Raw genomic sequence first — 24,090 nt, 5'->3', positions numbered from 1 at the left:
CGAGCGCCATCACCACCGCCCCTTCGAACTGCGCGATCACGCGATAATAGCCGCACTGCGGCACGTTCGCGGCTTTCCACGCTCGCTGCACGACATGCTCGCCGCCTTTGCCCAAGCCTTTGATCGTCGTCACGGACTTGCCCTGTACATCCGCAAGCGACGTGACGCACGAGCGCACTGCCACGCCATCCAGATCGACGGTGCACGCGCCGCATGCGCCCACGCCGCAACCGAACTTGGTGCCATGCAGTCCCAACAGGTCCCGCACCGCCCACAGCAGCGGCATGTTCGCATCGGCGTCGACGTTGTGATGCACGCCATACAATCAGTTCCATCCGTTCACTCCTTGTTGTCGACGCACGCCGCACCTGTCGGCGCTGCATTGGCATCGCCTTACCGGCGCACGCTGTTCATGCTCTTGCCTGATAGGCGTTGCACCATCCTGCGCCGTTCGCCTGCTTTGCACCGAACAACGCACAGAGCGCGCTGGCGTCGGCTGGCTTGCCCTGGAAGAACCAGCAGTTCGAGCAGCGCTGGTTGACGCTGAAATGGGGATATTTCGAGCGGTCGACATGGGTTGCGTCGGTCTTGTACCCAAGCGCCTGCGCAGCGGGATCGCTCTCCTGAAGCTGCGGGGGCGCCGCCCAGACAGAGCGTCCGGTAATCGCGAGCGCTGCGGCACCGATTGAGCGAAGCATGAAGGTGCGTCGATGGGTTCGCATGTTCGATGGCTCCCTGTCACGCTACGAGCACGCGTTGCGGCGGCGCCATGAATTCCGGCCCAACGGGATCCTTGACGAACTGCGCGACAATCGCGTCGATCTGCTCGAACGCCTTCCCGTCGAGGCGCCAGCCGAACACATCCTCGATCCCGTCCAGTTGCGCCGGACGGCGTGCGCCCCACAGCGCGATCGTCGGGCCGCGGTCGAGCACCCAGCGCACCGCCAGCGCGAGCACCGACTTGTCGAAGTTATCGCGCGCGAACACGTTCAGTGCCTTCACCGCCGCGACATACTGCTCGCGACGCGGCTCGCGAAACTTCGGGTCGCGCTGGCGCAGATCGTCACCCTCGAAGCGCGTCTCGACGCCGATCCGACCCGCCAGCAGCCCGCGGCATAACGCCCCATAGGCAAGCGCAACGAGCCCATGCTGTTTTACGTACGGCAGCACGTCACGGTCGATATCGCGCTCGAACAGGTTGTACGGCGGCTGCGTGGCCGACAGCGGCGCCACGCGGCGGAACGCGTCCATTTGCGCAGGCGAGAAGTTGCTGACGCCCAGCGCCCGTACCTTGCCTTCCTTGCGCAGATCGTCGAGCACCGCGGCGGTCTCTTCGATCGGCACCAGTGGATCGGGCCAGTGGACCTGATACAGGTCGATGTAATCTGTCCGCAAGCGCCGAAGCGTATCCTCTACTTCTTGACGAATGCGCTCTGGCGACGAATTGCGGAACACTGCGCCGTCGCGCCATTCCAATGCGACCTTGGTCGCGATGACCGCCTTGTGTCGATATCCATCGGCCAGCGCCTTGCCGACAATCTCCTCCGAAGCGCCGAAGCCATACACCGGCGCTGTGTCGATCAGATTGACACCGCTGTCGAGCGCCCGGCGGATCACCGCGATCGAGTCTTTCTCGTCGGTGCCACCCCACATCCAACCGCCGATCGCCCAGGTGCCAAGGCCGATGCGTGAGACTGGGGTCGTTAAACCTTCAATTGCGATTGTTTCAATAGTCATGTGAAGCTCTCTAATCAAAGCACTACGTAAAGCACCGCATCCGGGTCGAATGCGATCTGACTAACGGCGACGCGCCCATTGGACGGACAGGCGAGCCGATTATTTCAGCGGCATCCGGCGATCACAAGAAGGCACCTGAAGGTTTCATACTTTCCCCATGGAAACTAATTGCTACGACGGCGCTTACGCGCACGACAACCCGCAAAAAAGAACCGACGACCTGGCGCGGAACATCATCGAACAGATCGCGGACAAGTGGACGATCCTTGTCATCGATGCGCTCGGCACGCACGGCGAGATGCGATTTTCGCGGCTGCGCGAAGTGGTTGAGGGCGTGAGCCAGAAAATGCTCACCAAGACGTTGCGGCAGCTCGAGCGTGACGGCCTCGTTACGCGCTACGTGCATCCGGTGATCCCGCCGCGGGTCGACTATCAGCTGACGCCACTGGGGCGTAGCCTGCTCGATAAGATCTGCGGAATATGGGACTGGGTCGAAGTCCACATGAGCGAAATGGAACAGGCGCGACGCGAGTTCGACCACGGCGAAAAGCGGATCGATCATCTGCGTCCGCGTGATGTGCCCATCGCGTAGCGCAGTCGCCGCAAGACGAAATCGACGCTGAGGACGATCGTCAAGTTGCCAGCAAGGCCGTGAGAAATTGCCCATAATTGCGCGCAGTCTTCGAGCAACCGTTGGGACGTTTCATGAAAGCAGCTTCTGCCGCACCGCAATCCCCGATCGCATTTCTGGCTGTCGCGTTGGCGTTCGCGATCAACATGATGGGTACAACGCTACCGACGGCAATCTATCGGTACTACCAACTGCAGTACGGTTTTACACCGACCGCCATCACGGTGATCTACGCCTCATATGCAATCGGGGTGCTGGGTGCGCTGCTGCTGATCGGCAACTGGTCCGATCAGCTAGGGCGTCGTCACATGCTGCTGGCAGGCCTGTGTGCATCCGCCGCATCCGCGCTGACCTTCATGCTCAGCGACGGGTTAGCGCTTCTCATGCTGGGCCGCCTGCTGTCGGGAATTTCCGCCGGCATCTTCACAGGAACCGCCACAGTAGCCGTGATCGAACTCGCGCCGCCTGCGTGGCGCGGCAAGGCCATGCTCGCGGCTACCGCCTCCAATATGCTGGGGCTGGGTTGCGGTCCGTTGCTAAGCGGCATCCTCGTCGAACTATTCCCCTGGCCGATGCGCTTGCCCTATGCGGCGCATCTCGCGCTGGTGGGCGTCGCCGCACTAGTCGTCCTTGGCGTGCCGGAGACCGCCTCGATTCCTGCGCGAGTGAAGCTCCGCATCCAGAAAATTTCGCTTCCTGCTGAGGTACGCCATGCGTTCATTCCTGCCGCGCTAGCGGGGTTTGCCGGTTTCGTCGTGGTGGGCTTCTTTGCGGCGGTCGCCCCTCAACTGATTCGGGTCGTGCTCGGCTTTCACAGCGGCATCGTGACCGGCTCTATTGTGTTTCTGCTGTTCGCGTGCTCCGCCCTCGGGCAGATCGTGCAGACGATTATCGCTGCCCGGTGGCGGCAAGCGGCCGGCTGCATTGGACTCGTCGTGGGACTGATGTGTGTCGGCCTGTGCGTGCCGGAGCGCTCGCTCGGCACGCTTTTGCTCGGCACCGCCCTGGCAGGAATCGGGCAAGGCATCAGCTTCCGCGCAGGGTTGGGCGAGATCGCGTCCGCGGCGCCCGTGCACCGGCGAGCGGAAGTCACGTCCAGCTTTTTCGTCGTGCTTTATGTGGCGATCTCACTACCTGTGATCGGCCTTGGCATCGCCGTGCAACTCGCCGACATTCAACGCGCGACGCTGCTCTTTGTCGGCTTGACGATAGTCCTTGTTCTTATCGCGCTGCTCCTGCTGATGCGCGGGCAAACGAACCGGGAGCAGGACGCCGAAGCGATCGGTGACTGAACACGAAACCCCTTGCGGCTCGAGCGCAGCACCCGCTTGAAGAAGCGTCAGCGGCGACCGCCTGGAAACCAGTTGATGGATTCCGGGCGACTTCGGTCAATTCGTACCGTGCGGCGAAGCGGTCCACGACGCGCGCGTTCGCGCGTCGGTTGATGGTTATCTTCCGCGCTGGACAAGGCCGCTAGCGCGTCACGCTCAGGTGCCTTCCAGCGCCGGAAGCAGCGCTGGCGCGCTCGTGAGGAAGGCGCGCACGTGCATCGCAATCACCGCGTCGCTGGGCGTTGTGTTGTCGTTCGAATAAATACGGCGGCGAATCGCAAGGTGGGATACCGCGCCGTGCAGCAGCCAGCCCACCTCGGTCAGATGAGCCGGATCGGCCGGCACGCCGCGTCCCAATTCGTGCGCCGTCTCAGTGACAATGATCTCAAGCGCATGCGTCACGACGGCATTCGTGTACGTCGGCGCCATTTGCAGATCCTCAAGCGAAGAGTAGAGGAACAGGCGAAGCCACTGCCGAGTCAGGAGGGTGTCGTAGTACTCGCGATAAAAAGTATTGAGCCTGCTTTCAATGGGCACACTGCGGTCTTTCAGTTGAACAAACCACATCGCCTTGAAGGTCCCCACAATTTCGCGCTTGTAAACTTCGTCGATCAACGCAGCCTTGCTAGGGAACAGGCTATACAGCAAACGTTGTGACACGCCACAAGCCTCGGCAATTGCGCGAGTCTGCGCGTTCAGGCCGTGTTCGGCGAAATATTCGGCGGCCTTCTCCAGCACGCGTGCCTGACGCTCGGCGCGTGGCAGACGCTGAGGTGCTTTCTTCATCGGCCGCTTGATCGGCCCGCGACCCGCTACGGTCTTGCTGTCCGGCTCTGCAACATCCCTAGGTTTGGCCTTCATGACGCTCCTGTGTCCATCGCTTTTAAAAATACGTCTTCACATGACGACTTATGGTTTGGTAGAGTATATCGTCCGGGTACGACGAAGAGTCTCGCCGGGCACCCGGGCGCAGCCATTCATTATCTCAGGCTACCGCGAAGCGAGCCCCATCTTTGATTGCCACCGACTGCAAACGCCTCAATCTGAAGCGTTTGGGGGGCGTTGTCAGGTTGTTTGGGTCGTCGCGTAAGATAGGGCGATGAAGAAATCAAAATCGCTGTTCTGAGCGATTGCAAGTTATCCTGAAGTCCGACTGACTACGGCAAGTTGACAAAGCCCAACAGCCTGCTAGGCGGCGCCTAGGCGTGATTCGGCAATCCGCTTCAGATCATCGGGAGTTGAAGTAGATTCAGCCAACTGCTCGAGCAAGTCCGTGGCTCTCTTTTCGTCTTTCGGTCCACCATCGCCAAGCGCCAAACTCGTCGACAGGTTAAGTATCGACCGAGGTAGCCCTCGCGAGGCCAAAGCCTCAAGGGGGTGACGCGCCACTTCGGGTTCTCGGTTTCGGTTGCCGCTTAGCAACTCATCAGTAATCGCTTCAGCAAAGCTCAGCGACGTTTCGCTTTTCGTTCTACGTATGCCAGTCATGAGCGCTTGTTCGAAGTGGCCAACGGGATGGTGCACGGCGTGAGCCAACGTGCTTAGCGCCTCTTGAAAACTCAGATCTTCCTTTGAGCCGGCAAACGGCGTTTCTGTCGAGCCCCCGCCCTCTTCTTGCGGATGCGCGGCCGATGGTTGCCACCATCGAATAAAGTCGTCCGCGGATTCACCGTGAAGATCAACTGACGATGCGACCAATTGCGACGCCTGATATACGCGTCGCTCGGTTAGTGTCGCGCTGTCACACGACTCGTCGAGCGCGGAAGCTGCATTGCTGCCCAGCTCGCTGTGGAGCTCGGTCCAGTCTCTATAGCCGAAGACTTTGGACGTTACCTGTCGCGCCTGGGATTCCTTTAGCGAAAGGCGGTATTTGAGCCGATTGGCGGCTCGCGTCGGGATAGACGCGCTCTGGAAGTAGATACGCATGAATTCGGCCCGAGTTTTTGTGTCGACGAACCTCCGCAGCCGGCGCGGAATCGAAAGGGACTGTGAGGCGGCGCAGGGGACGTGATACCCCGCCAGAAAACATACCGCCGGTGCCTCATGCAGTCAATCCCATTCAAAGAGGTCGTGTTTTGCGCGACAACGCCTGCGGTTGGCTCCGACTACACGGCCGTGATCGACACGGCCTTGGTGACCAGATAAGCTTCCATGGCTTCCGGTCCGCCTTCCGAGCCGTAGCCGGAATCTTTCACGCCGCCAAACGGCATTTCCGGCGTGGGGGTGGCAGGCTGATTGATCCACAGCATGCCGACTTCAAGCTGTTGCGACAGCTGATGCACGTTGCTGAACGACTTCGTGAACGCATAACCGGCGAGCCCGTACGGCAGACGGTTTGCTTCGGCGATCGCTTCTTCGAGCTTGTCGAAACCACGGATCGCGGCGATCGGGCCGAACGGCTCGTTGTTGAATACATCTGCCTCGAGCGACACGTTGGTCAGCACGGTCGGCGCGAAGAAGTTGCCTTCCGAGCCCACGCGTTCGCCACCCGTTTCGACCTTGGCGCCGGTCTTGCGCGCATCGTCGAGCACCTTGGCCATCGCGGTGAGACGGCGCGCGTTGGCGAGCGGCCCCAGGGTCGTGCCTTCCGCAAGACCGTCGCCGAGCTTGAGGCCTTCCGCATGCTTGACGAGCGCCGCCGCGAACTCTTCGCGGATGCTGTTGTGCACGAGAAAGCGCGTGGGCGAGATGCACACCTGGCCGGCGTTGCGGAACTTCGCGCCGCCCGCCGCCTTGACTGCCAGCGCGACGTCCGCGTCTTCGGCCACGATGACGGGCGCATGACCGCCCAGTTCCATCGTCGCGCGCTTCATGTGCGCGCCTGCCAACGCGGCCAATTGCTTGCCGACCGGCGTCGAGCCCGTGAACGTGACCTTGCGGATTACCGGATGCGGGATCAGATAGCTCGAAATCTCGGCCGGGTCGCCGAACACGAGGCCGACCGTACCCGCCGGCACACCGGCTTCGACGAAGGCCTGCAGCAGCGCCGCCGGCGACGCCGGGGTTTCTTCCGGCGCCTTGACGAGGAACGAGCAGCCGCTCGCGAGCGCCGCGCTCAGCTTGCGTACGACCTGGTTGATCGGGAAATTCCACGGCGTGAACGCCGCCACCGGGCCGATCGGCTCCTTGAAAACCAGTTGCTGCGCTGCCAGATTGCGTGACGGCACGACCCGGCCGTAGACGCGGCGGCCTTCGTCGGCGAACCACTCGATGATGTCCGCGGCGGACAGCACCTCGACACGTGCTTCGGCGAACGGCTTGCCCTGTTCCTGGGTCATCAGGCGGGCGATGTCCGACGCGCGCTCGCGCACCAGCGCCGCGGCTTTACGCATCGTGGTTGCGCGTTCGTTGGCGGGAATCTTGCGCCAGGCTTCGAAGCCGCTTTGCGCGGCGGCCAGCGCCCGGTCCAGGTCGGCGATGCCGGCGTGGGCCACCTTGCCGATGGCTTTGCCGGTGGCGGGGTTGACGACGTCGAGGGTCATGCCGCTGGCGGCGTCGCACCACTCGCCGTTGATCAGAAGTCGGGTATCGGTATAGCCTGATGTGACCATGTTGTGTTCCTGATGATTGGAAGACGATCAACCGTAGTCCGGATGTTGGCGGGCGGTCAAGAATGGACTGCCACACCGCGGTCAATCATTTAGGATTACTGGAAAGCACCCGCAACGAAGGCGCGCGAAGGCAACCGAATGCGGCCCCGCCGCGCTCCCCCGCAAAGTGCAGTCAGCGGCAACGCAGAGATCAGACGTCGCGCAGTGCCAGTTCAACGTGTTTCAGGCGCCGCACAATACGTTCGACGAACTCCAGCGTAACGTGAGGCAGCACGCGCTGGTTGGGTGTGATGACGCCGACGGTCAGCGCGTTGACATTCACGTCGTCGAGCGGCCTCCATACCACGTCACCACGCGCCAGCTCATCGAGGAAAGCCAGTTTGGAGAAAAATGAAATGCCCCGCCCTGACGCAATCAACCGCTTGAGCAATGTCGTCGAATTACAGGTGACGCTCGGCTGCAGCGACTCCCAGTACTCGGGAAAGTCGGTCGTGACGACGCCCTGAATCGGCGATCGTCCTTCGAGCCGCAGAAACGCGTGATTGCGGCATTCGTCGAAGCTGATGCGCTCCGTCTTCGCTAACGGATGCGACGATGCCATGACCACACCCGGCGGCAACGAGACCTCGGTCACGACATCGAGACCGGCGGGCAGCTTCGTAATATACGAAATGCCGACGTCATACTCGCCACTGACGAGCCGCGCCGGAACGTCGTGCGGCGGCACCGCGGCGATCGAATAGGTGACCGCCGGATAGGCGTCCGAAAACTCCTCGACGGTCGCCGGCAGAAAATCGACGAAAAGCGAATCCATGGCCGTCACCGACACGTGTCCCTTGCGTTCGCCCTTCAGGTCGTCAAGTTCACTGCGCATCAAGTGGAAGTCGTTCAGCGTCGCGCGAATGTGTTGCAGCATGCGCTCACCGGCCGCGTTTAACCGGATGCCATTCGGCAGCCGGTCGAACAGTTCAGTCCCCATCTCCGCTTCGAGCTTCAGGATCTGCCGGTTGACCGCGCTCGACGCGACATAGAGGTTCTGCGCGGCCTTGCGGATCGAACTGCATCGAGCCACTTCGACAAAATACTTCAGGACATTCGCATGCATCGTGTTTTCTCAGTTCATCGGCCGCACCGTCCAGGCCGCGACCACGGGATGATCGCAGGCTACCTTACCCACGTCGCATGCGCCACCGGGGGAACCGAGCGCGCTGGCATCCGGCCCGAAGAAATCCCGGTTCACGGCGGCGAACATGGCCTCCGATTGCGGGAGTTCTTCATCGTGAAAGATCGCCTCGGTCGGACACACTGATACACACACCCCGCAGTTGATGCATTCCTCGGGGTGGATGTAGAGCGTGCGCTCGCCCTCGTAGATACAGTCAACCGGGCAGCATTGCACACACGCGCCGTCTTTGACATCGATGCAGGGCGAAGTGATGACGTAGGCCATCAGCGTCCGCTCCAGACCGGTTTGCGCTTCTCCTGGAACGCGCGCACGCCTTCATTCGCGTCCTCTGATTGCAGCGCGGCCACTACGGCGGGCAGTCGCAACGCCTGGGCGTCCGCCGGCGAGAGTGTGGACGTGCGCTTGACCACCTGCTTGATCGCCCGCAGCGACAGCGGGGCGCACGCGAGCAGCGCCTGAACCCAGCGCTCGACGGCGGCGTCCAGTTCGGCACGTGGCACGACTTCGTTGACGAGGCCCATGTCGAGCCCCTCGCGTGCCGAAATCCGGCAGCCGGTCATCAGCATCGCCATCGCCTGGCGGTACGGAATCTGGCGTTGCAGCAGGGTCATGCCGCCGTCGAGCGGCATGCGCCCGACCAGCGCCTCGGGCAGCCCGAAGCTCGCCTCGTCACAGGCGACCACCAGATCACACCCCAGCACCATTTCGAAGCCGCCACCCAGCGCATAGCCGTTGACCCGCGCGATTACCGGCACGTTCAGCGTCTCGCGAAGCGCAATACCGCCAAAGCCACCCGGGCGCGGCGCCGCCCAGTATTCAAGGCCGCTCGCCGACGGATTCTTCAGGTCCGCGCCGACGCAGAACGCGCGCTCGCCCTCGCCGGTCAGGACCACGACGCGCACGTCACAGTTACGCTCGAGTTCGGTCCACACGCGTTGCAGTTCGGCTTCGGTGGCAAGGTCCACGGCGTTGAGCGCTTCCGGCCGCGCCAGCGTCACCGTGGCAACGTGCTGGTCGATGGCAAGACGTACGCTCATACAGCCTCCGTGGCGACCTTGCTTCGCAATTGCTGAAGGACCTCTTCGGTATGCTGGCCGAGGCGCGGCGGCCCACGCCGCAAGCCAACCGGTGCGAGCGAGAGCTCAATCGGGCTGCCGATGAAGCGCACCGGCTGGCCTTCGCCCTCGCCTTCCAGAATCAGCTGGTTATGCAGGGTCTGCGGGTCGACCAGCGCTTCACGCAGATCACGCACCGGCGCACACAACAGGTCCTGCTCTTCGAGGCGAGCGAGCCAGAAGTCGCGCGTGTTGCTCGCAAAGCGCTCCCGGAAGATCCGCTGCAATTCGGTCTTGTGAACGAACTGCTGATTGAGATTGCAAAAGCGCGCGTCAAGCGACAGGTCTTCGATGTCCAGTGCGGCGCAGATGTCGCGCAGCGGATTCGCCTTGAACGCACCCACGAGTACCAGCGCACCATCCTGGGTTTCGAAGACACCCGAAAGCGGCATCGCAGCCCAGTTCACTTCCGAGTCGGCCATCATGATCATGGCGGCTTCCTGCATCTGCATTGCGAGCATCGAGTTGTACAGCGACACGTTGACCTTCTGCCCCTCGCCCGTGCGTTCACGATGCAGCAACGCAAGCAGGATGCCCTGCACCATGTGCATGCCCGCCGAATAGTCGGCGAGTGCTGTCGGGTAAACGGAAATCGGCAGCGACTCATCGGCGCGGCGCGCCATCACACCGCTCATCGCCTGGGCGAGCACGTCCTGGCCGCCCTTGTGCGCATAGGGTCCGGTTTCGCCGAAGCCCGTGCCCACCGCGTAGATGATCCGCGAATTCAACCGGCGGCAGTCTTCATAGCCGACGCCCATGCGGTCCATCACACCCGCGCGGAAATTACTGACGACCACATCCGCCTCCGCGATCAGCGCCTTCAAATCAGCCAGCTGCTGCGCGTCGCGCAGGTCGAGTGCCACGCTGCGCTTGTTGCGATTCAGACTGCAGAAGATCGGATTGTCCGCGCCGGCCACCGGCTCGAACGTCGAGCGGCTCAAGTCGCCCGCGCCCTTCCTCTCGACCTTGATCACGTCGGCGCCGTAGTCGGCGAGCATCTGCGTGCAGACCGGGCCCATCATGACCTGCGTGAGATCGACGACACGCACGCCGGCAAGCGGCAGGTCAGGCGTCTTTGCAACGTTGTCGACGACGCTCATGCGGCCTCCCGCTTCTCGATGTGCGCGGCAAGCGGCGGCACGTCGGCGTTGCAGCCGGTCTGGTCGCCCGGATCGGCGCCTTGCGCGCGCAAGGTCTTCTGCAGCGCGTGCACGTCGACGTCGCGCACCCGCACGCCCGCATCGAGCGCAAGCGCGGCAGCCACACCGGCGGCTTCGCCCATCGCCATGCAAGGCGGGATTTCGCGCGACATCTTCTGCGCCTGCGAGGTCGCCGAATAGTGGCGGCCGGCGACCAGCAGGTTGTCGATCTGCTTCGGCAGCAACACCCGATACGGCATGTAGTAGTCACGACCACGCGCGATGCTGTCGTCGAAACGGGTACGCTGCGCGAGGTCATCCTTCGTCATCACATACTCGCCTTCGAGCAGGCGCGTCTGGCGCACGCCGGTTTGCGGCGCGACATCGATCACGTAACACTGCTCGAAGCCCGGCAGCTTGTCGCGCACGAATTCGACCACCGCGTGAATGTGCTGCCGGCCCTGCACTTCCGCACGTGTCAGGTCCTCAGGCTTGAGGCCATCGAGACCGGCCATGTGCGGGCAGTTGCACCACACCACACCGGGCAACGGTGTCTTCAGCCACCAGTAGCCCCACGAGCCGCCGAGAATGCGCTTGATCTGACGATCCAGTGCCGCAAACGCCTCGGGTTCTTCGGCTTCGAAACGCTCGGCCGCCTCCGTATCGACACCGCCGAGTCGAAATACGGTCGTCGTGATATAGGTGCCGCCGACATGCGGCACACCCGCCGATGCTGCGACATCCAGATCTCCCGTCGCGTCGATCACCACGTCGGCGAGGATCGCTTCACGGCCGCTCTTCGTCTCGCAGATCACGCCCTTCACCTGACCGTCTTCGACCAGCGTGCGCGAGAACCATGAGTGCAGACGCAACTTGATGCCGAGCGATTCCACCATCTCAAGCGCGACGCGCTTCATCGCATCCGGATCGAACGCTGCGGCGAAACACACCGGGTGGGGCGTCTTCTGGCTGTGAAAATCGAACGTGCCCCAGCGCCCCCACTTGCGATACGCCGCGGGATCCTCGCCCCATTCATCCGAGCGCGGGAACATCGCCAGCTTGCGCGCCGCCATCCGTTCGATGAAGGTCATGCAGACGCCGCGCACCGAAATTTCCTGCAGGTGGTTGTCCCACATGTCGTCGAGTACCAGCACCATGCCGCCGGATGCCAAGCCACCCAGGTGGTTGTAACGCTCCAGCAGAATCACCTCGGCGCCGTTGCGCGCCGCCCCAATCGCTGCCGACAGGCCTGCGGGGCCGCCGCCGACCACCACGACGTTTGCCTTGGCCGCGACGCGCACATCGCGCGCACTTTCCTGAATCCAATCGCTGATCATGTTCATTTTTCGCCTCTGAGAATTCGGGTGTTTCGTGTTCGGTTCAATGCGTGCTTTCGGGCTGCCATCTGACCACCATGCGCTCGATGATCGCGATCACCAGGAAAAACAGGCCGGACAACACGGCGCTCATGATGATCGCCGTATACAGCAGGGCCGAATCGAAGCTATAGGTCGCCTGAATGATCATTGCGCCGATACCTTGCGTGGCGCCGATCCATTCGCCGACCACCGCGCCAATCACCGACATCGACGCGGCAATGCGCAATGCGGAGAAGAGATACGGCAGCGAAGCGTAGAGGCGCAGCTTGAAGAAGATTTCGCGCTTGCTCGCCGACAGGATCTGCATCAGCTCCATCGCCTGCGGGTTCACCGCCTGCAGCCCGCGAACCATGTTTACGAGCGTCGGGAAGAAACAGACAATCGCCGCGATCGTGATCTTCGGCTCAAGACCGTTCCCCATGATGAGAACGAGGATCGGCGCCTTCGCGACCACCGGAATCGAGTTGATCATCACGGCGACCGGATAGAAGATGTCCTGCAGCGTCTTGTTGTGCACGAAGACGGTGGCGATCAGGATCGCCGCAAGGTTGCCGAGCAGGAAGCCTCCTGCGGCCTCGATCGCGGTCGGCACAAGGTTCTGCAGCAGCACATCGCTCTTGCGGAAAAGCGTCTCCAGAACCAGGAGCGGCGACGGCGCGATAAACGGCTTCACATGAAAGCCCGCCACGACCGCCCACCACGCGAACAGCAAGCCCGCGACGCCAAGTACCGGCAAGAGGCGCGCGCGCCACAGGCGCTGACGTCGACGCGCAAGCCAGGCCTGCGCTTCAGGGTCCGCCGCTTGCGACGACAGGCTCAATTGCATTTCGGACGTGGTCATCAGCAGGTCTCCAGTACGCGTCGCAGATAGGCAGCGAGTTCGACGAATTCGCGGGTCTCGCGGATATCGAGCGTTCGATCTTCTGGCAGCCGGACCGGGACGATCTCTTTCACACGCCCAGGGTTGGCGGCCAGCATCAGTACGCGCTGGCCGAGATACGCAGCCTCATAGATGCTGTGGGTAACGAAGAGCGTCGTGAGGCCCATCTCTTTCCAGACGCGGCGCAATTCTTCGTTCAGACGGTCACGCGTGATTTCGTCGAGCGCGCCAAAAGGCTCGTCCATCAGCAGGACTTTCGGGTCGCTGACGAGGGCACGCGCAATCGCGACACGCTGGCGCATCCCACCTGACATCTCGTGCGGGTAAGCGTCCTCGCGACCCTTGAGACCGACGAGTTCGAGCAGTTCGCGCGGTGTTGCGCGGCCCGCACGCGCCTTGCCACCCGCGACTTCAAGCGGCAACTGCACGTTCTGGATGGCCGTGCGCCACGGCAGCAACGCCGCATCCTGAAACACGAAGCCAATGTCCCGATGCTCACGAGCGACGCGGGGCGCCGCGCCGAGGACGCTGATGTCGCCGCGACTCGGTTTGATGAGGTCCGCGACGACTCGCAGGAACGTCGACTTCCCACAGCCCGAGGGACCGAGGAGCGTGAGGAATTCACCGTCCGCGACGTCAAGGCTCAAACCTTCGATCGCGGTGACGCTGCGCCGGTCGGTGAAGAAGCGCACGTTGATATTGCGGCAGCTAATAGACAGATCCGTGTCTCGCAGCGAGGCGACGGACGGGCCGGCCCCTTCCGCGTGCGGCGGATTGATAGTGGCAGCATGCATGGATTACACCTTGAGGCGAGAGGAGCGGGTAGCGTTGAGAACGTCCATCGTCATCACGTCATCGACCTTTGGCTGACTTCCGCGGAACTGGCCCAATTGACCGTACATCGAGATCTGCTCTTCCCAGACCTTCGCGTCCATCGTGCCCCAGCCCTGGGTCTGCGTGGTCTGATCGAACGCGTAGCCCATCAGCGAATCGATCGCGACACGCTCATCGGCGCGGTTCAGGTTCGGATATTCCTTGATGAGCAGATCGACAGCCTGGTCGCGATTCGCGTTCGCGTAGAGCCAGCCACGCGCGGTTGCGCGCATGAAACGCGTAATGACGTCGGGATGCTCCTTGAGTGTCGCGGTGTTCGCGTAGTACGGCAGCGCGTAGAGGCGCACGCCGGTGTCCCACAGGCGCAGGTCGACGCGATCTGCCCCGAGCGGCTTGAGTGCCGTGGTGTTGGTTTGCCAGCCGGTCACCGCATCGACCTGACCACTCAGAAGCGGCATCATGTCGGCGCCGATCGGCACAATGTTGACCTGGCTTTCCGGAATTTTATTCTTCGCGAGCAGCGCCTTGAGCAGCACCATGCCCGTCGACTGGATACCGATACGCTTGCCGATCATGTCGTGCGGTGTGCGCACGGGATTCTTCTTGAGCGAAAAGAAAGCGTAAGGATGCTGCTGCAGCCCGACCGCGATGCACTTAATCGGCAGGCCTTCCGAGACCGCAAGCATGATCGACGGGCTCGACGAAATCTCACCGGCCTCGAATCGCCCCGAGGCGACAATCGCGACGCCGTCAATGCTCGGGCCGCCTGGCTGAATGTGAAAATCGATTCCTTCCTGCTCGTAATAGCCGAGCCGCTTCGCCGTGACCTCCCCGACCTGGTTGCCGCCGGGAATCCAGCCCAGTTGCATGTTGACGGTTGTCCTCTCGCCCGCAAAGGCGCGCACCGAGAGCAGTGCGCCCGTTGCAGCCATGCCGCCCGCCGCGAGTGTCATCTGCAGCAAACGCCGACGTCCGGCATTTTCGATTACTGACATCATCTTCTCCGTTGGTCCTTCCTGGATACAAGGGGCCGGTCGTCTAACGCTCAGTGCTGCCGGTCGAATCGATTATTAAAAGCCAAAAGTGTCCCCGCAAGCATCAATTTTGAAGATGAGTGATGCCGAAATTAGAGCACTGAACCGGTGCGAGCTTTCAGACGAGATGCCCATAAGCGTGCGCGATTCGTGCACCAGTTCGGGCTCGACGCACTAAAAATTCGATCACTGGGAGTCAAATTCGGTGCTAGCTGCCGCGAATTTTGTTCCGCAAGAATCGCCAGCAATCGCACCAGATTCGCATCAGCGCGCAGGGCGATTGCCGAAAGGCGGTTGTAATGGCGGGCGATCTCAATGCGCAAACGCATTGCTGAGCTGTCCATTCAGCAGAGAAAGCTGAGACCGTTATCGGCGGCAAAAAGACTCAGCTGCACAATGCATTTGCTTCGCCATCCTAACTACAACACAGCTTCAAGCATTCGCTTTCACTTTCCCCAAACAAGCGTTCAAAGGAAATCATGAACCGACGCATCTTTGTTCTCGCCGCCATGGCCCTGTTCTGCCAGATGGCATCCGCCCAAAGCAGCGTGACCCTGTACGGCCTGATCTCGACGGGCATCGTCTATGCGAACAACCAGAAAGGAGCCGACAAGCAAGGCCACGCGACGTGGCAATTCGCGAGCGGCCCGATGCAGACGCCTCGCTGGGGGATGAGGGGCGTAGAGGATCTGGGTGGGGGCCTGCAAGCCATCTTCACGCTGGAAAATGGCTACAGCCTCGCTACTGGCGCACTGTCGCAAGGCGGCCGGGAGTTTGGCCGGCAGGCTTTTGTCGGCTTGTCGTCGGATACTCTCGGGACGGTGACACTAGGCCGTCAATACGACGAGGCAGTCACACTGTGTGTCTTCTCGTCGGCTTGTCAGTTCGCGGCGTACGGTGCGCACATTGGCGACAGTGATAACGTGTTCGACTCGTTCCGGATCAACAACGCGGTCCAGTACAAGAGCATCGACTACAAAGGTCTTCAGTTTGAAGGGCTCTACGGCTTTTCGAATAAGGCGGGCGGCTTCTCCGACAACAATGCCTATAGCGCCGCGGTGCAGTATCGCAACGGGCCGCTATCAGCCGGCCTGGCGTTCCTTCAGGTCAATACACCGAACGACGCCAATAACACGAACGGCGCGGTGGTCAACGACTATGGCTTCACGTCACCGTTCATCACGAATCCGGCGACCCACGCAGGCGTAAGCAAGCAGAGGATGTATGGAGCGGGCGGCGCCTACGCGTTCGGGACGGCGAAGCTATCGCTGCTTTATACCAACGCGCGATTCGACTATCTCGACACGTCGCGTCTGACGCTTCAGAATTTTGAGGTTTCGCTGACCGACTACGTGACGCCGCAACTCATTCTTGGCGCCGCGTATATCTTCACCACGGGGCAATACCACCCGCAGGACAACGGTCCAAAATGGCATCAGGTGAATACCGGCGTGGACTACCTGCTCAGCAAGCGCACCGATCTCTTCCTCGTCGGCATCTATCAGAAAGCGGCGGGTGACGCGCAGTACGCGCAGATCTATTCGCTTTCCCCGTCCACCACCAAGTCGCAAGTCTCAGCGGTGATCGGACTCCGGCATAAATGGTGAGTGTTCAGGTGAAACGAATTTCAAATTCCGAGCCATAGCCGCCGAGCAGCTTCGCGATCTCTGTATCGATGATTTCCTTCGTCCATGTGACGAAGCGCCGCCAGTGATACTTGGCGCGTTTCCAGACGATTTCGATCAGGTTCAGTTCGGGAGGCTTTGTCACATTACCTGAGCCGTCGCGTAAGATCGTGCGATGAAGAATTCTAAATCGCTTTATCACGGCCACCGTTTTCCGGCGGCGGTCATCAGTTGTGCAGTGCGCTGGTATTTCCGTTTCCAGTTAAGCTTGCGCGACATCGAGGAGTTGCTGTTCGAGCGCGGCGTGACCGTCAGCTACGAGACGATACGGCGCTGGTGCGAGAAATTCGGCGCTGGTTTTGCACAGCGTGCCAAAGCAGCTCGGCGCAAACCCAGCACAACATGGCATCTTGACGAAGTGTTCATGACGCTGCGCGGCGAGCCATACCTGCTGTGGCTGGCAGTCGATCAGCACGGTGTTGAGCTCGATATTCTGCCGCAGAAGCGCCGTGACAAGGCTGCAGCCAAACGCTTCTTCAAGCGCTTGCTTGCCTCGTGTGCTCAGCAGCCGCGCAAGATCGTGACTGACCAACTGCGTAGCTATCCGGCGGCAAAGGCCGAGATTCCCGAACTGGCTCACGTCAAGCATGTATCCGTCAAAGCCAGCGCGCGGGTGAACAACAGGGCCGAAAACAGTCATCAACCGACGCGCGAACGCGAGCGACGCATGCGTGGCTTTCGTGATCCCGAACGCACGCAGGCGTTCTTGTCGAGCTTTGGACCGATCCGGCAGCACTTCGCACTGAAGCGACATCTACTGCGTGCGTCGCTCTACCGCAAACAACTCGGAGAACGCTTTGCCGCGTGGCATCGTTTCACCGAGCTTAGCCAAAATCCGCCTGGCTTTTGAGGAACGGTCAGTTTATCGAACTACTGCGGCTCCAACACTTTAATGTGACAACGCCAATGCGAGCACTGGTCTCGCGGCGAACGGATGGTCGAACCAGCGTTTTTGTTTGACGGGAATTTCGGAAGGGAATCGCCGCCCGTAGCGAGCACGGCGCAACGGCTACCAAGCCGCGGCGCTCGCCAGGAGCCTGCGTGACACGTGCAGGATCATCGGGAGTGCCGGAGCATGACGCGCTCCCGTGAAGGAGCCCTGCATCGCGGGCCTGGGCGTCTAAGAGTGAATGCCGAGTGAACGGCTGGCCAAAGTGTGCCATCCCGGGCATGCCGCCGTCAAAGGTGAACATGACTCGAGAGCAATGCGCCTGCGAGACACTGATGCCGTCTGCTGCGACAAGAACAGTTGGTGTCCCGCGTTCAAGACACCTGCCACGCGCTCATGCCATGCGGTTGCAGCCCGCGCAATGTCGGGTAGATTTCGGGTAGGAGAGCCAGAAATAGAAAACGGGCTACAGACGCGAATCTGTAACCCGTTGAATTTCCTGGTCGGGGCGAGAGGATTTGAACCTCCGACCACCTGCACCCCATGCAGGTACGCTACCAGGCTGCGCTACGCCCCGAACAGCACAAAATTATAACAGATACTTCATTCGATTAGAACCGCCGCACACCAACAAAGCAAACTTAGTGGCTCAACAAATCGATCACATGCAGCAACTCTTTACGTAACTGGTCGACATCGACAACAGCCGTCGACGCAGCCGGCGCCGCCACGCCCTCGCCTTCTTCGACCACATCAGCCGGCGCTCCGTGCGCACCGCCGCCAGGTGAATCAAGCCGATTGCGCGCACCGTTGATCGTGAAGCCCTGTTCATACAACAACTCACGAATCCGCCGGATCAACAGCACCTCGTGATGCTGGTAGTACCGGCGATTGCCGCGCCGCTTGACCGGCCTCAACTGCGTGAACTCCTGTTCCCAATAGCGCAGCACATGCGGCTTCACGCCGCACAGTTCGCTGACCTCACCAATCGTGAAGTAGCGCTTCGCCGGAATCGGAGGCAAGACGACTTTTTCGATCGTCGCTGTCATCGTCAGTTAGCCGTCGTGGTGGGTTGCGCAGGAACGCGCCAGTCGATCAGCGCGAGAAGCTCGCTTCAGCGCCGTTCTCGACCAGTGCCTTCAGCTTTTGACTTGCATGGAACGTCACAACGCGGCGCGCGGCGATTGGGATCGCCTCGCCGGTCTTCGGATTTCTACCGGGACGCTGGGGTTTGTCGCGCAACTGGAAGTTGCCGAACCCCGACAGCTTCACGCTATCGCCACTCTCCAGCGCATCGCGGATCACCTCGAAGAACGCTTCGACCATGTCTTTCGCTTCCCGCTTGTTGAGCCCGACATTGTCGAACAGCAACTCGGCAAGTTCAGCCTTGGTGAGCGTCGGCGTTTCGGTGGAAACGGCGGCGGGTGATGTCGGAATATCGCGAATCATGGCGCTGCGTTGCGCCGTAAGAAGGGCTTCGAAATCACTCGAGTTCATTTCATTCATATCTATCAAATGGCGCGCCAAGCAGAAACGGAGGTTGCGAAAAATTGCCGTGCAAATGTTAAATGCGGGTTATCCACGCAACCGTGCGCCATATACTCGAGCCAGACGTTCCACCAGAGTTTGAATAGCCAGATCGACCGTTTCATCCTGAAGGGTTCCGCCAGTATCTTGCAAGGTCACACGGAACGCAAGGCTTTTCTCGTGCGCGGCCAGACCACCGGAAGTGTTTGATTTTGGACGGAATTCGTCAAAAAGCGCAACCCTCTGAACAGTCTTGCAGGCCTCTTCGGACTGGGCCTTTTGCAGCTCGTCCAGCAGTGCCTGAACCTCGATTTTTTGATCGACGACCACAGCAATATCGCGACGCACCGGCGGGAATTTGGACACTTCCGCCGGAGTCGGCAATACGCGCTGCATTAATGCTTCCGCTTCGATTTCAAAAAGAATCGGTGCATGCGGCAAATCATATTTCTGCATCCAGCGCGGATGCAATTCGCCAATCCAGCCGACTGCGCGACCATCCAGTTCAATCCGTGCGCTGCGGCCCGGATGCAGTGCCGGATGCGCCGCTTTCGTGAAACGCGCCACCGCCGGCGCGAGCACCGCCTCCAGATCGCCCTTCACATCGAAGTAGTCGACCGTACGGGTTTGCGCGCCCCACTGCTCTTCGAGCGCGGGACCGTAGGCGAGCGCACCGATCATCTTCGGCTGTGCGAAACCTTCGACCGTCAACTCACCTGCCTTGATCGACGGATCGTGCAGGAAGACGCGGCCGGCTTCGAATACGCGCACGCGATCGGCCGCGCGACGGTTCAGGTTCGTGCGCAGCACGTCGAGCAGACTGCCGAACAGCGTGGTGCGCATCACCGAATACTGGCTGGCGATCGGATTCAACAGACGAACCGGCTTGTCGTTGCCCGCGAAGTCCTGCTCCCACTGCGCATCGACGAAACTGAAGTTGACCGTTTCCGCATAATCGCGCGCGGCGAGCGCGTGACGAATCACGTGGATCGAGCGCTGCGTTTCGTTGGTCGCGCGCATTTCGCTGGTCGCGACCGGCGGACGTGCCGGGATCTTTTCGAAGCCGTAGATACGCGCGACTTCTTCGATCAGGTCTTCTTCGATTTCGATGTCGAAGCGGTAAGACGGCGGCATCACCGAGAAGGTATCGCCGTCGCGTTCGAACGTGAGGCCGAGGCGCGTGAAGATCTGTGCGATTTCGTCCGCATCGATCTTGATGCCGATAATGCGGTTCGCACGCGCGACACGCATTTTCACCGGCGCGCGTTGCGGCACGTTGACGGTCTGATCGTCGACCGGGCCGGCTTCGCCGCCGCAGATATCGAGGATCAGCTGCGTGATGCGCTCGATATGCTCGACGGTGGTCGCATAGTCGACGCCGCGCTCAAAACGATGGCCGGCATCGGTCGAGAAGTTGTACTTGCGCGAGCGGCCGCGAATGCTATCTGGCCACCAGAACGCGGCTTCGAGATAGATGTTGGTGGTATCGAGCGTGACGGCAGTGCTGTCGCCGCCCATGATGCCGGCGAGGCTCTCGATGTGCCGGTCATCGGCTATGACGCCGACGGTTTCATCGAGTTCGACAGTGTTGCCGTTCAGCAGTTTGAGCGTTTCGCCTTTGCGGCCCCAACGCACGTCCATGCCGCCGTGGATCTTGTCGAGATCGAACACGTGCGACGGGCGGCCGAGTTCGAGCATCACATAGTTCGAGATATCGACAAGTGCTGAAATGCTGCGCTGACCCGAACGCTCGAGACGCTGAACCATCCATTGCGGCGACTTCGCGCGCGCGTTCACGCCGCGAATCACGCGGCCCGAAAAACGGCCGCACAGATCGGGGGCCGAGATTTTGACGGGCAACGTTTCGTTGAGCTTGACTTCGGCCGGCTTGATCTCGAGCGGACGCAACGGCGCACCGGTAATCGCCGAGGCTTCGCGCGCCACACCGAACACCGACAGGCAGTCCGCCTTGTTCGGCGTCAGCTTGATTTCGAAGATGGTGTCGTCGAGGTTTAGCGTTGCGCGGATGTCCTGGCCGATCGGCGTATCTTCCGGCAGGATCATCAGGCCGCTATGATCTTCGGAAAGCTTCAGTTCACGTGCCGAGCACAGCATCCCCTGGCTTTCCACGCCGCGCAGCTTCGAGAGCTTGATCGCGAACGGCGCGCCGCCCTCTTCGGCCGGCGGCAGTTGCGCGCCGACCAGCGCGACCGGCACCTTGATGCCCGGCGCGACATTCGGCGCACCGCACACGATGTTCAGCGTGGCGCCCGTGCCGGCGTCGACCTGACACACGTTGAGCTTGTCCGCGTCCGGGTGCTTGACGACTTCCAGCACCTGGCCCACGACGATCTTCGAGGTCGGCGGCGCGGCCGGCCGCAGGTCTTCAACTTCGAGACCCGCCATCGTCAACGCGTGCGACAGTTCATCGGTCGTCAGTTGCGGATCGACAAAGGTTCTCAGCCAGGATTCCGGGAATTGCATGGTTCTGTGTACGTTCTGATCAGGTTAGGTCCACGTCCGGCGGTGCTTTACGTGCTGCGGTACTAGTGATGCACCAGGCACTGCCGGGGACGCTGCTGGCGGCACTGCGTGCAGTGCTGCGCTCTATGCTTGTCGCGTTCGTACGCGTCAGTTCACGCGAATTGACGCAGGAAACGCAGGTCGTTTTCGAAGAACAGACGCAGGTCTTGCACGCCGTATCGCAACATCGTGAGCCGTTCGAGGCCGCTGCCGAAAGCAAAACCGATGTAGCGCTCGGGATCGAGGCCCATGTTGCGGATCACCGTGGGGTGAACCTGGCCGGAACCCGAAATTTCGAGCCACTTGCCGGCGTTCTTGCCCGATTCGAACTGCATGTCGATCTCGGCCGACGGTTCGGTGAACGGAAAGTAGGACGGACGGAAGCGCACGAGAATATCGTCGCGCTCGAAGAATTTCTTGAGGAAGTCGGTATAGACGCCCTTCAGGTCCGCGAAGCTGATGTTCTCGTCGATCCACAGGCCTTCAACCTGATTGAACATCGGCGAGTGGGTCGCGTCGCTGTCCACGCGATACGTGCGGCCCGGCACGATCACCTTGATCGGCGGCGTGTTGGTCCGCGCGTAGCGCACCTGCATCGGGCTGGTATGCGTACGCAGCAGCAGCTGGCGGCCGTCGGCATCTTTGCCGTCAACGTAGAAGGTGTCCTGCATCGAACGCGCCGGATGGTTTTCCGGGCTGTTCAGCGAGGTGAAGTTGTACCAGTCGGTTTCGATTTCGGGGCCGTCGGCCACGTCGAATCCGATCGTACGGAAAATCTGTTCGACGCGCTCCCATGTGCGCATCACCGGGTGCAGGCTACCTGCACCGGTGCCGCGGCCGGGCAGCGTGACGTCGATGGCTTCAGCGGCGAGGCGCTGGTTCAGCAACGCGTCGGCCAGCGCCTGACGGCGGGCCGTCAACGCGGCTTCCACTTGTTGCTTGACGAGGTTGATCCGTGCGCCTTCGGTCTTGCGCGTTTCGGGATCGAGTTTGCCAAGGCCCTTCAACAGCTCGGTCAGCGCACCCGATTTGCCGAGAAAGCGGGCTTTCTCGTTCTCGAGGGTGGTGACGTCGGAGGCTTCTGCGAAGGCTTTTTGCGCGTCGGCGACAATCTGGTCCAGATCCATTGATCCCATCATTTCAACGTCAGTGTTCAATCGAAGCAAAACTGGTTCTACCAACAAAAACGGGGCTCGGTGAGGAGCCCCGTTTTTGCTGCAGCGTCACCGAGACTACCGGATGTTCGCTGCAACGAACCACGCAGTTTTAATTGCCAAAAGCGCAATCAGGCTGCAACGGCGGCTTTCACCTGCTGAACGATCGCAGCAAAAGCAGCCTTGTCGAACACAGCCATGTCGGCCAGCACCTTGCGGTCGAGTTCGATCGAGGCCTTCTTCAGGCCGTTGATGAACACGCTGTACGTCATGTCGTGCTGACGCACCGCCGCGTTGATACGCGTGATCCACAATGCACGGAACACACGCTTCTTGTTGCGGCGATCGCGGTAGGCGTATTGACCTGCGCGCATGACCGCCTGCTTGGCGATGCGATAGACGTTATTGCGACGGCCGCGGTAACCCTTGGCCAGCTTGATGATCTTCTTGTGACGGGCCCGTGCGGTAACCCCACGTTTTACTCGAGGCATGTTTCGCTCCTATGAGTTTCGGTTAAGGGTTAAGCGAACGGCAGCATTGCGCGCACGGAGTTCATATCTGCATCATGAACTGCCGTCGAACCGCGCAAATGGCGTTTGTTCTTGGTGGTTTTCTTGGTAAGAATGTGGCGCTTGAAGGCTTGACCGCGCTTAACGGTACCGCCCGGACGCACCACGAAGCGCTTTGCAGCACTCTTCTTGGTCTTCATCTTCGGCATGACAACTCCATTATTAGATGGATATGGGTGTGCGGTCGGCCAGATGGCCACAACCCGCCCTTCGAAACCCACTCCACTTGGTATGCAGACCACCGATGCTGCTGGCGGCCGCTTTTCAGGAATCGGCGCCCATTTGCCTGGACACCGTTCCGAAACCTGCCGATGCTGCACCGGACACCCGCCGCAGCATCGTTTGAATCTTGTACAACTAGCGCGCGCCGCATGGCGCGCAGCCAGACTTACTTCTTTTTCTTCGGAGCGAGCACCATGATCATCTGGCGCCCTTCCATTTTCGGCATTTGCTCGACCTGACCGACTTCGTCGAGGTCCGTGCGCAGGCGCTCGAGCATGCGCATACCGATTTCCTGGTGGGCCATTTCGCGGCCACGGAAACGCAACGTGATTTTCGTCTTGTCGCCGTCTTCGAGGAAGCGAATAAGGTTGCGCAGCTTGACGTTGTAGTCACCGTCATCGGTACCCGGGCGGAATTTGACTTCCTTGACCTGGACGACCTTCTGCTTGAGCTTGGCCTCGTGTTGCTTCTTCGCTTCCGAGTACTTGAACTTGCCGTAGTCCATCAAGCGGCAAACCGGCGGAACCGCTTGCGGAGCGATTTCGACCAGGTCCACGTCTTGCTGTTCCGACATGCGGAACGCATCAGCGAGTTTCACGATGCCGAGCGGTTCGTTCTCGACTCCGACCAGACGCACCTCGGGTGCCGTAATTTCACCGTTGATGCGGTGCGCAGACTTATCAGTAGCGATGTTACGTTTCCTC

25 protein-coding genes, 1 tRNA gene and 1 pseudogene are annotated in these 24,090 nt (G+C 61.0%); 4 read left to right on the top strand and 23 right to left on the bottom strand.

Annotation, left to right across the window (positions count from 1 at the left end; genetic code table 11):
- Positions 1-46 precede the first annotated feature (46 nt).
- The 3 genes and pseudogenes from WN982_RS06390 to WN982_RS06380 form a co-directional block, all read right to left on the bottom strand.
- Positions 47-286: pseudogene (locus WN982_RS06390) on the bottom strand (2Fe-2S iron-sulfur cluster-binding protein); the annotation flags it as partial.
- Between the two features lie 124 nt (positions 287-410).
- Positions 411-722 (bottom strand): high-potential iron-sulfur protein, encoded by a 312-nt coding sequence (locus WN982_RS06385; RefSeq protein WP_341314904.1) that lies wholly within the window; start codon positions 720-722, stop codon positions 411-413.
- Positions 723-738: 16 nt separating this feature from the next.
- Positions 739-1,737, bottom strand: a complete 999-nt coding sequence (locus WN982_RS06380; RefSeq protein ID WP_341314903.1) for an aldo/keto reductase — start codon at positions 1,735-1,737, stop codon at positions 739-741.
- Positions 1,738-1,894: 157 nt separating this feature from the next.
- On the opposite strand from WN982_RS06380, the gene WN982_RS06375 reads away from it, so the two are divergent.
- Positions 1,895-2,329 carry a helix-turn-helix domain-containing protein gene (locus WN982_RS06375; protein ID WP_341314902.1) on the top strand — a complete coding sequence of 145 codons (435 nt, stop codon included), beginning with the start codon at positions 1,895-1,897 and terminating at the stop codon, positions 2,327-2,329.
- A gap of 113 nt (positions 2,330-2,442) precedes the next feature.
- Positions 2,443-3,660, top strand: coding sequence for an MFS transporter (locus WN982_RS06370; RefSeq protein WP_341314901.1), 1,218 nt, complete (start codon positions 2,443-2,445; stop codon positions 3,658-3,660).
- Positions 3,661-3,855: 195 nt separating this feature from the next.
- Here WN982_RS06370 and WN982_RS06365 read toward each other — a convergent pair whose 3' ends face one another.
- The 11 genes from WN982_RS06365 to WN982_RS06315 form a co-directional block, all read right to left on the bottom strand.
- A complete protein-coding gene (locus WN982_RS06365; RefSeq protein WP_341314900.1) occupies positions 3,856-4,560 on the bottom strand; it encodes a TetR/AcrR family transcriptional regulator in 705 nt (234 codons plus the stop codon).
- A 327-nt stretch (positions 4,561-4,887) separates the two neighbouring features.
- Positions 4,888-5,625: a hypothetical protein gene (locus WN982_RS06360; RefSeq protein WP_341314899.1), complete on the bottom strand. Its 738-nt coding sequence runs from the start codon at positions 5,623-5,625 to the stop codon at positions 4,888-4,890.
- 179 nt (positions 5,626-5,804) lie between these two features.
- Positions 5,805-7,250 carry an NAD-dependent succinate-semialdehyde dehydrogenase gene (locus tag WN982_RS06355; RefSeq protein WP_341314898.1) on the bottom strand — a complete coding sequence of 482 codons (1,446 nt, stop codon included), beginning with the start codon at positions 7,248-7,250 and terminating at the stop codon, positions 5,805-5,807.
- A gap of 190 nt (positions 7,251-7,440) precedes the next feature.
- Entirely contained in the window at positions 7,441-8,355 is a 915-nt protein-coding gene (locus WN982_RS06350; RefSeq protein WP_341314897.1) for a LysR family transcriptional regulator, read from the bottom strand.
- A 9-nt stretch (positions 8,356-8,364) separates the two neighbouring features.
- The gene (fdxA, locus tag WN982_RS06345; RefSeq protein WP_341314896.1) at positions 8,365-8,700 is read right to left on the bottom strand and encodes a ferredoxin; all 336 of its coding nucleotides are present in this window, start codon (positions 8,698-8,700) and stop codon (positions 8,365-8,367) included.
- A complete protein-coding gene (locus WN982_RS06340; RefSeq protein WP_341314895.1) occupies positions 8,700-9,473 on the bottom strand; it encodes an enoyl-CoA hydratase-related protein in 774 nt (257 codons plus the stop codon). The genes fdxA and WN982_RS06340 overlap by 1 nt, the downstream gene beginning before the upstream one ends.
- Complete coding sequence (locus WN982_RS06335) at positions 9,470-10,651, bottom strand: CoA transferase (RefSeq protein ID WP_341314894.1); 1,182 nt, start codon at positions 10,649-10,651, stop codon at positions 9,470-9,472. The genes WN982_RS06340 and WN982_RS06335 overlap by 4 nt, the downstream gene beginning before the upstream one ends.
- On the bottom strand, positions 10,648-12,033 hold the full coding sequence (locus WN982_RS06330; RefSeq protein WP_341314893.1) for an FAD-dependent oxidoreductase: 1,386 nt from the start codon (positions 12,031-12,033) through the stop codon (positions 10,648-10,650). Before WN982_RS06330 ends, WN982_RS06335 begins: the two co-directional genes overlap by 4 nt.
- Before the next feature lie 37 nt (positions 12,034-12,070).
- On the bottom strand, positions 12,071-12,910 hold the full coding sequence (locus WN982_RS06325; RefSeq protein WP_341314892.1) for an ABC transporter permease: 840 nt from the start codon (positions 12,908-12,910) through the stop codon (positions 12,071-12,073).
- Complete coding sequence (locus tag WN982_RS06320) at positions 12,910-13,743, bottom strand: ABC transporter ATP-binding protein (protein ID WP_341314891.1); 834 nt, start codon at positions 13,741-13,743, stop codon at positions 12,910-12,912. The genes WN982_RS06325 and WN982_RS06320 overlap by 1 nt, the downstream gene beginning before the upstream one ends.
- Positions 13,744-13,746: 3 nt before the next feature.
- On the bottom strand, positions 13,747-14,778 hold the full coding sequence (locus WN982_RS06315) for an ABC transporter substrate-binding protein (protein ID WP_341314890.1): 1,032 nt from the start codon (positions 14,776-14,778) through the stop codon (positions 13,747-13,749).
- A 518-nt stretch (positions 14,779-15,296) separates the two neighbouring features.
- Between WN982_RS06315 and WN982_RS06310 the strand changes: the two genes are divergently transcribed.
- On the top strand, positions 15,297-16,424 hold the full coding sequence (locus WN982_RS06310) for a porin (RefSeq protein ID WP_341314889.1): 1,128 nt from the start codon (positions 15,297-15,299) through the stop codon (positions 16,422-16,424).
- Between the two features lie 4 nt (positions 16,425-16,428).
- On the opposite strand, the gene WN982_RS06305 is transcribed toward WN982_RS06310, so the two are convergent.
- A complete protein-coding gene (locus WN982_RS06305; RefSeq protein WP_341314888.1) occupies positions 16,429-16,587 on the bottom strand; it encodes a hypothetical protein in 159 nt (52 codons plus the stop codon).
- Between the two features lie 30 nt (positions 16,588-16,617).
- On the opposite strand from WN982_RS06305, the gene WN982_RS06300 reads away from it, so the two are divergent.
- Positions 16,618-17,352, top strand: a complete 735-nt coding sequence (locus tag WN982_RS06300; protein ID WP_341314887.1) for an IS6 family transposase — start codon at positions 16,618-16,620, stop codon at positions 17,350-17,352.
- A 539-nt stretch (positions 17,353-17,891) separates the two neighbouring features.
- On the opposite strand, the gene WN982_RS06295 is transcribed toward WN982_RS06300, so the two are convergent.
- The 8 genes from WN982_RS06295 to infC form a co-directional block, all read right to left on the bottom strand.
- Positions 17,892-17,968, bottom strand: a tRNA-Pro gene (locus tag WN982_RS06295).
- A 64-nt stretch (positions 17,969-18,032) separates the two neighbouring features.
- Positions 18,033-18,440, bottom strand: coding sequence for a MerR family transcriptional regulator (locus tag WN982_RS06290; protein ID WP_341314886.1), 408 nt, complete (start codon positions 18,438-18,440; stop codon positions 18,033-18,035).
- Positions 18,441-18,486: 46 nt separating this feature from the next.
- A complete protein-coding gene (locus tag WN982_RS06285) occupies positions 18,487-18,897 on the bottom strand; it encodes an integration host factor subunit alpha (RefSeq protein ID WP_341314885.1) in 411 nt (136 codons plus the stop codon).
- A gap of 69 nt (positions 18,898-18,966) precedes the next feature.
- Positions 18,967-21,402 carry a phenylalanine--tRNA ligase subunit beta gene (gene pheT / locus WN982_RS06280; protein WP_341314884.1) on the bottom strand — a complete coding sequence of 812 codons (2,436 nt, stop codon included), beginning with the start codon at positions 21,400-21,402 and terminating at the stop codon, positions 18,967-18,969.
- A 152-nt stretch (positions 21,403-21,554) separates the two neighbouring features.
- Positions 21,555-22,568, bottom strand: coding sequence for a phenylalanine--tRNA ligase subunit alpha (pheS, locus tag WN982_RS06275; RefSeq protein WP_341314883.1), 1,014 nt, complete (start codon positions 22,566-22,568; stop codon positions 21,555-21,557).
- Between the two features lie 158 nt (positions 22,569-22,726).
- Positions 22,727-23,086 (bottom strand): 50S ribosomal protein L20, encoded by a 360-nt coding sequence (gene rplT, locus WN982_RS06270; protein WP_006052502.1) that lies wholly within the window; start codon positions 23,084-23,086, stop codon positions 22,727-22,729.
- Between the two features lie 29 nt (positions 23,087-23,115).
- Complete coding sequence (rpmI, locus tag WN982_RS06265; RefSeq protein ID WP_012433738.1) at positions 23,116-23,313, bottom strand: 50S ribosomal protein L35; 198 nt, start codon at positions 23,311-23,313, stop codon at positions 23,116-23,118.
- 239 nt (positions 23,314-23,552) lie between these two features.
- The gene (gene infC, locus WN982_RS06260) at positions 23,553-24,077 is read right to left on the bottom strand and encodes a translation initiation factor IF-3 (protein WP_084585254.1); all 525 of its coding nucleotides are present in this window, start codon (positions 24,075-24,077) and stop codon (positions 23,553-23,555) included.
- Between the last annotated feature and the right edge of the window lie 13 nt (positions 24,078-24,090).

Source organism: Paraburkholderia sp. IMGN_8 (assembly GCF_038050405.1).
Classification (GTDB): Bacteria; Pseudomonadota; Gammaproteobacteria; order Burkholderiales; family Burkholderiaceae; genus Paraburkholderia.
Note: the sequence above shows the minus strand (reverse complement) of the source record. Positions and strands in the feature narration are given on the sequence as shown.